Here is a 6602-nt window from a genome sequence, read left to right as displayed (position 1 = left end):
CAACGTTAACAATACCCACCGGCCAGCTCCAGATATTGGCCTTTGCCGAAAGCCATACTGCAAGCAGTCCAAAGACCACTCCAAAAAATTCCAGGTAGCTCATGGAATAGCCCAGCACTTTAAAAAATTCGGTGTTAACGCTGAAAAGATGGCTCACGTGCAGTAATTTTTATATGTGGTCAGATCTTATAAAGATATCTCTGGTTCCTGCTGATACATGCTTTTCCCGTTCGTATATCTCGATGAATCGTTGCACGGCCATCCTGCCGCCTGTTCCCAGATCCAGGGAATAATCATTTACATACAGGTCAATATGCTGCCGCATGATGGCTTCCTCCATTTCCTGCGCATGCTCTATAACATAAGAGGGCAGCGAAGGGTAGTTGCCGAATGCATGTTCAACGCTCTTGCGGATCAGTGTGTTGATCTTTGACTGCAATGCGGGACTGAAGTCCCTGCGCACGGCAATACCTCCCAACGGTATAGGATAACCGGTTTCCTTCTCCCAGTATTCGCCCAGGTCCATTAACTTTACAAGCCCTTTTTTTTGATAGGTAAAGCGGTTTTCATGAATGATCACACCGGCTGTTTTACCTGCCTGATCAGCGCTGCCCAGGAGGAAGTCTTCAATTTCATTGAAAACCTTAAATATTTTTTTCTTTGCTTTGGGAAAAGCCTGTGAAAAAAGCAGGTGGGCTGTAGTGTTCTCTCCCGGGATAGCTATTGTATGATCATCCATGTTGGGATGATCTTTGCCGGGCTCCGCCGGCTGAGCGGATATCAATAGCGGTCCAACACCTTTTCCGAGTGCGCCCCCGCCTGGCAGCACCATATAGTGTTGCAGCACCAGGGGCAGTGCGCCGTAGCTTATCTTGGTTAAATCCAGCTTCCCTTCCATCGCCCGGAGGTTAAGGGTTTGCACATCTTCCAGCAGCACCTCAAAACTCAACCCTTCTGTATCAATTTTATGATTGACCAATGCATCAAAAATAAAAGTATCATTGGGACATGGGGAAAATCCGAGTGTAAGTTTCATGTTGTTCTCAAAAGATTTTTGTTCAGCTCAGGAACTGATGTATCAATAAGATCAGCTCGCGGTTTAAATGATCAACAGCTTCTCTCATCCGCCACTTTGTTTTATCTCTCTCACCCACAAAATTTGAAACGGATCTTAACTGGATGAATGGAACAGCTTCCTGCAGGCAAACATAGTGCAAGGCGGCACCTTCCATAGATTCAATCATCACGCCATACTTTTCTATGAGCTGCTGCATCCTTGTGGCGCCTGTGGTTATTTCATTGATGCTTACACCTCTTACCGCGGGTAATTTTATTTTTTCCAGCACCTGCCGGTGGGGGTTTATCAGCATCTTCCCCGAAAAAGGAAATATATTTTCTTCTGCCAGGTTCAGATCAAAAATATCACTGAAGCCATTGCCTTCTTCCACTCCCAGATCTCCCATTACTTCTTCGCCGATGACAACAACAGAACCCGGTGGATAAAGAGGGTGCAGGCTGCCGCCAATGCCCGCCTGGATAACAATGCCTGGCTTTGTTTTACTTAGATATCTGGTAAGCGCATATGCGGTATTCAATAGTCCCGCGCCTGTGATCAGGATACCGGTATTACAGTTTTTGGGATAATACATTTTTTCAGCGAGATATTCCCTGGTGATCTGAATTTCACCGGGGGTGGCCGCTGTTAGCAGGATATTCATTGTGCAAATGTCTGCATTTCGGTAATGCAACAGGAGCATAATGCGGAGTTTTTACCGGGCTTGCCTCCTATACCCTAACTTTGCCAAAATTTTTGATGCTATGGTGTATCTCACCCGTGTGGAACATTTTAATGCAGCTCATAAATTATTTAATCCTGCCTGGAGCAGGCAAAAGAATGAAGATGTGTTTGGTAAGTGCGCCAACGAGAACTGGCACGGGCATAATTATGAATTGTATGTAACCATTAAAGGGCAGCCCGATCCTGAAACCGGCTTTGTGCTTGATGTTAAAAAGTTAAGCGGCATTATCAAAGAGCAGGTGCTGGAAAAACTGGATCACCTTAACCTGAATGTGGATGTAGATTTTATGCAGGGTAAAATGTGCTCAACCGAAAACCTGGCAATAGGCATATGGGAACAGTTGGAACAGGTTCTTCCGGAAGATGTACAGTTGCATTGCGTTAAATTGTATGAAACGCCGCGGATATTTGTAGAATACTATGGAAAATAAATGTATATGAATAAAAGAGTAGCTGTATTCCGGAAAGAGCATTTTAATGCAGCCCACCGTTTGTATAACCGCCAATGGGATGACGCAACCAATTTCCGGGTATTTGGCAAATGCAGCAACCCCCATTATCACGGTCACAATTATGAGCTGGAAGTAAGAGTGACCGGGGAGCCACAGGCTGATACCGGTTTTGTGATGGATATGAAAGTGCTTTCCGATCTTATTCAACAATACGTGATAGAACATTTCGATCACAAAAATCTGAATCTTGATATTCCTGAATTCAAAGATATTAATCCCACGGCAGAAAATATAGCGGTAGTCATTTACAACCTGCTGCGCCCGCATGTTAGCGAAAAGCAGGAACTTCGGATAAGGTTATATGAAACACCACGGAATTTTGTTGAATACCCTGCGTAAGCTCCGGTATATTTTTGATTGAAATTTTTTAAATTGAAATATGGCATATAAAAAGGTTGAACAGTATGATGAAGAAGCCACTTCATTATTGACAGAAAATTACCATAGAACATTAACGCTGCTGGGAGAGAACCCGCAAAGAGAAGGATTATTAAAAACACCTGAGCGCATGGCAAAAGCCATACAATATCTTACGCAAGGTTACGGATTGAGCGCTGAGGATATTCTTAATTCAGCTAAATTTCATGAGCCGATCAGCGAAATGATCATTGTAAAGGATATTGAAATATACAGCGTGTGCGAACATCATATGCTGCCTTTTTTTGGTAAAGCGCATGTTGCTTATATTCCCAATGGCTGGATAACCGGGCTGAGTAAAATAGCACGGGTTGTAGACGTATATGCCCGTCGCCTGCAGGTGCAGGAGAGGCTGACCACTCAAATCCTTGATGCTATTAAAACGACCCTGCAGCCTTTGGGTGTTGCTGTGGTCATTGAAGCTTCTCATCTGTGCATGATGATGAGAGGCGTTCAAAAACAAAATTCCGTAACCACCACATCGGCTTTTTTTGGTGAGTTCGAAAAAAATGAAACCCGAAGCGAATTTATCAGGCTGATCGGCTCAACGCTGCACTAAACCTTTATTTGGCAAAGCATTAACCGGAACTTTTTTGCGATGCGCCTTAATATCCCTGATTTCAATCCGCTATGAAGCACATTGTAATTTTTTGGAGCGTTAAAATCCTTTTATTTTTGGCAGGTTGAATCATAACTCAGTACCGGCATGCCGGTTTAAAACCAATAAAATATTTTAACAATGAAGCATGCTTATGTATTTCCGGGCCAGGGGTCGCAGTTTGCAGGAATGGGGAAGGAATTATATGAAACAAATGCCACAGCCAAAGCATTATTTGAGAGCGCCAACGATATAGCCGGCTTTCGCATCTCCGACATCATGTTCAACGGTACCGATGAAGACCTGAAGCAAACCAAAATAACCCAGCCTGCAATATTCCTGCATTCTGTTGTGCTGTTTAAAACATTGGGAGATGTTAGTCCGGATATGGTTGCCGGTCATTCGCTCGGCGAGTTTTCGGCACTTGTGGCCAATAATAGCCTTTCATTTGAAGACGGGCTGAGGCTGGTCATCGTTCGTGCACAGTCTATGCAAAAAACCTGTGAACGGCAGCCTTCGGCAATGGCGGCGGTGCTGGCCTTAGACGATGCAAAGGTAGAAGAGGTATGCGCCGCTGTGCAGCAGGAGACCGGCGAAATTGTGGTGCCGGCCAATTACAACTGCCCCGGACAGGTGGTAATAAGCGGATCGGTGAAAGGAATTGAAATAGCCTGTCGGCGTATGAAAGAAGCTGGCGCCAAAAGAGCCCTACCCCTGCCGGTAGGCGGAGCATTCCATTCTCCGTTAATGGAACCTGCCAGGGCGGAACTCGCTGCGGCTGTTGAAGCTACGGTTTTTAACGACCCCTCCTTCCCGGTATACCAGAATGTAACCGGTTTGCCGGTAACGGACCCGGAAGCAATTAAAAGAAATATTGTGGATCAGCTAACCGGCGCCGTTAGGTGGACACAGAGCGTGCTGAAAATGATAGCCGATGGCGCCACGGAGTTCACCGAAGTAGGGCCAGGGAAAGTATTGCAGGGGTTGATCGTAAAAATTGATAAAGCGGTAGTGGTAAATGGACAAAGCTGACCTGTAGTATCTTTGCGCAGGAACTGAACAATATGGCAAAGATCAAACTAAGCATTCTCGATCAGTCTGTTATTTATCATAAAGGAACAGCCAGGCAGGCAGTTGACGAAACGATAGCCACGGCAAAGTTAGCCGACCGGTTAGGATACACCCGGTTTTGGGTTTCAGAACATCACAACTCCACTTTTATAGCGGGCACAACGCCCGAAGTGCTGATGGTAAAGCTGGCCGATGAAACAAAGCGCGTCCGTATTGGTTCCGGGGGCATTATGCTGCCCAACCACAGTGCCTTTAAAGTTGCAGAAAACTTCCGGATGCTGGAAACATTGTTTCCCGGTCGCATTGATCTTGGCATGGGAAGAGCGCCGGGCGGCGACCGCATTACCGCTGCCATTCTTAATCCATCCAATGATTTTAGCGAGGAAAGCTATTTGCGTCAACTGGAGCATTTACAACATTTTTTCAGGGATACCGCCGGAACCCGGCATGGCCCCATCATTGCCGGCCCGCAGGCTCCGGGCATACCAATGCAATGGATCCTCAGTTCAAGCGGTGGAAGCAGCTTGATCGCAGCGAAGTTTGGTATGGGACTGGCAGTTGCCCGCTTCATTAATGGACAGGCACAACCGGATGTGGCGGAAACTTATCGTAAAAATTTTGTTCCTTCTTCGCAATTTGAAAAGCCTCATGCGGTTTTATCTATCGCTGTGCTTTGTGGCGAAACGGAAGAAAAAGCCGCTCAAATGCGCAAATACCTGAATTATATTCATCTTCAGTTTGAGAAGGGCAATTACCGGGATTTTGGTGATTATAATTCGATTAAGGATCATGAATTTTCGCCGGCAGAGCTGGAACGCATCGCTTATAACAGCGGGAGAGTGGTTTCGGGAACGCAGGAACAGGTAAAAATGCAATTGGTCAAACTGGCGAATGATTTTGGCGTGGATGAAATTATTGTAACCACCATTACAGATAATGCCGGAGATCGCAAACGCTCATTTGAGCTGTTAGCCGAAGCATTTGAGTTAAACGAACGGGTTTCCGTTTAAACGGGCATAGTACTATATGAAAGTAAAACTTCCTGTACGTCAAACCCATGCCTGATCATGGGCTGTTGAAGCCCTTTCTTTTCCCGTACAATTGCTTAACTTTAGTATACATCAACACACACGATCATGCCTGATATCAAAAAAGAAGACATCAAACAGGAAGTGTTTGACCTGTACGATGATTACGCCCATAACCGGGTAGACAGAAGGGAGTTTATGCAAAAGCTATCGCTGTACGCGGTTGGAGGGATGACCGTTACCTCACTGATGAGCTTTTTGATGCCCGATTATGAAGGCGCCATACAGGTAAAAGCGAATGATCCCCGCATCAGGTCCGAATACATCAGCTATCCCTCTCCAAAAGGTGGTGGTACCATCAAAGCATTATTGTCAATGCCGGCAGATGCAAAAGGAAAGTTAGGCGGCGTGGTAGTGGTACATGAAAACCGTGGTCTCAACCCGCATATTGAAGATATCGGCAGGAGAGTTGCTTTGGCAGGATTTGTTTCCGTTGCCCCTGATGCCTTAACGCCGCTGGGCGGTTACCCCGGCACCGATGACAAGGGTCGTGAAATGCAAAGCAAACGCAACAGGGATGAGATGCTGGAAGACTTTATAGCCGCATATGATTATTTAAAAAGCAACAGCAACTGTAATGGTAAAATAGGGGCGGTGGGTTTTTGTTTTGGCGGCTGGATCGTGAATATGATGGCTGTGCGCATTCCAACCCTGTCGGCAGCCGTGCCGTTTTATGGCGGACAGCCCGCGGCCGGGGATGTGCCCAAAATTCAGGCGCCGTTGCTGCTGCAGTATGCAGGGCTTGATACGCGGGTGAACGAAGGTTGGCCTGCTTACGAAGCAGCGCTCAAAGCCAACAATAAAACATACACGGTATACATTTATCCCAATGCGAACCACGGGTTCAACAACGATACCACCCCACGGTACGACAAGGCTGCTGCAGATCTGGCATGGCAGCGTACGATTGATTTTTTTAAAGAAAAATTAAAGTAACCACTGAATTTTTTGAATATCGGGATGCTCCGCCAAAGTACATATATGTGGTAAGGAAAGTACAGGCAGATTTGGTAGCCCCGACAGGAATCGAACCCCCGCCCGAACGTGCCGCTCGGTACGGGCAGGTGTATCTAAAGTTTAGGAAACTTCTATTCTATCCCCGTCCGACTGGCGTCAGC

The 6602-nt window shown here is 46.2% G+C and carries 9 protein-coding genes; 6 read left to right on the top strand and 3 right to left on the bottom strand.

Going from position 1 to position 6602, the window contains the following annotated elements; all coding sequences use genetic code 11:
* The 3 genes from PLH26_RS08355 to mqnB all read right to left on the bottom strand — a co-directional run.
* A partial coding sequence (locus PLH26_RS08355; RefSeq protein WP_324585573.1) for a nicotinamide mononucleotide transporter occupies positions 1–103 on the bottom strand: 103 nt, incomplete at its 3' end.
* 66 nt (positions 104–169) lie between these two features.
* The gene (locus PLH26_RS08350; protein ID WP_324585556.1) at positions 170–1036 is read right to left on the bottom strand and encodes a 1,4-dihydroxy-6-naphtoate synthase; all 867 of its coding nucleotides are present in this window, start codon (positions 1034–1036) and stop codon (positions 170–172) included.
* A gap of 22 nt (positions 1037–1058) precedes the next feature.
* Positions 1059–1718: a futalosine hydrolase gene (mqnB, locus tag PLH26_RS08345; protein ID WP_324585555.1), complete on the bottom strand. Its 660-nt coding sequence runs from the start codon at positions 1716–1718 to the stop codon at positions 1059–1061.
* A gap of 100 nt (positions 1719–1818) precedes the next feature.
* On the opposite strand from mqnB, the gene PLH26_RS08340 reads away from it, so the two are divergent.
* The 6 genes from PLH26_RS08340 (at position 1819) to PLH26_RS08315 (ending at position 6420) form a co-directional block, all read left to right on the top strand.
* Entirely contained in the window at positions 1819–2229 is a 411-nt protein-coding gene (locus tag PLH26_RS08340; RefSeq protein ID WP_324585554.1) for a 6-pyruvoyl trahydropterin synthase family protein, read from the top strand.
* Between the two features lie 6 nt (positions 2230–2235).
* Entirely contained in the window at positions 2236–2649 is a 414-nt protein-coding gene (locus tag PLH26_RS08335; protein WP_324585553.1) for a 6-pyruvoyl trahydropterin synthase family protein, read from the top strand.
* Between the two features lie 40 nt (positions 2650–2689).
* Complete coding sequence (folE, locus tag PLH26_RS08330; RefSeq protein WP_324585552.1) at positions 2690–3286, top strand: GTP cyclohydrolase I FolE; 597 nt, start codon at positions 2690–2692, stop codon at positions 3284–3286.
* A gap of 180 nt (positions 3287–3466) precedes the next feature.
* The gene (gene fabD / locus PLH26_RS08325; RefSeq protein WP_324585551.1) at positions 3467–4357 is read left to right on the top strand and encodes an ACP S-malonyltransferase; all 891 of its coding nucleotides are present in this window, start codon (positions 3467–3469) and stop codon (positions 4355–4357) included.
* Between the two features lie 32 nt (positions 4358–4389).
* Complete coding sequence (locus PLH26_RS08320) at positions 4390–5406, top strand: LLM class flavin-dependent oxidoreductase (RefSeq protein ID WP_324585550.1); 1017 nt, start codon at positions 4390–4392, stop codon at positions 5404–5406.
* 126 nt (positions 5407–5532) lie between these two features.
* Complete coding sequence (locus PLH26_RS08315) at positions 5533–6420, top strand: dienelactone hydrolase family protein (protein WP_324585549.1); 888 nt, start codon at positions 5533–5535, stop codon at positions 6418–6420.
* Positions 6421–6602 lie beyond the last annotated feature (182 nt).

The sequence above is a fragment of the Agriterribacter sp. genome, from assembly GCF_035444585.1.
In the GTDB taxonomy this organism is placed as follows: domain Bacteria; phylum Bacteroidota; class Bacteroidia; order Chitinophagales; family Chitinophagaceae; genus Agriterribacter.
This window is presented reverse-complemented; position numbering and strand designations above follow the sequence as displayed.

Bases quoted from the DNA above. Each gene is read 5' to 3' on its own strand.
- PLH26_RS08340 (WP_324585554.1), top strand. From the start codon at position 1,819: ATGGTGTATCTCACCCGTGTGGAACATTTTAATGCAGCTCATAAATTA.
- PLH26_RS08320 (WP_324585550.1), top strand. From the start codon at position 4,390: ATGGCAAAGATCAAACTAAGCATTCTCGATCAGTCTGTTATTTATCAT.
- PLH26_RS08335 (WP_324585553.1), top strand. From the start codon at position 2,236: ATGAATAAAAGAGTAGCTGTATTCCGGAAAGAGCATTTTAATGCAGCC.
- PLH26_RS08315 (WP_324585549.1), top strand. From the start codon at position 5,533: ATGCCTGATATCAAAAAAGAAGACATCAAACAGGAAGTGTTTGACCTG.
- fabD (WP_324585551.1), top strand. From the start codon at position 3,467: ATGAAGCATGCTTATGTATTTCCGGGCCAGGGGTCGCAGTTTGCAGGA.
- mqnB (WP_324585555.1), bottom strand. From the start codon at position 1,718: ATGAATATCCTGCTAACAGCGGCCACCCCCGGTGAAATTCAGATCACC.
- PLH26_RS08350 (WP_324585556.1), bottom strand. From the start codon at position 1,036: ATGAAACTTACACTCGGATTTTCCCCATGTCCCAATGATACTTTTATT.
- folE (WP_324585552.1), top strand. From the start codon at position 2,690: ATGGCATATAAAAAGGTTGAACAGTATGATGAAGAAGCCACTTCATTA.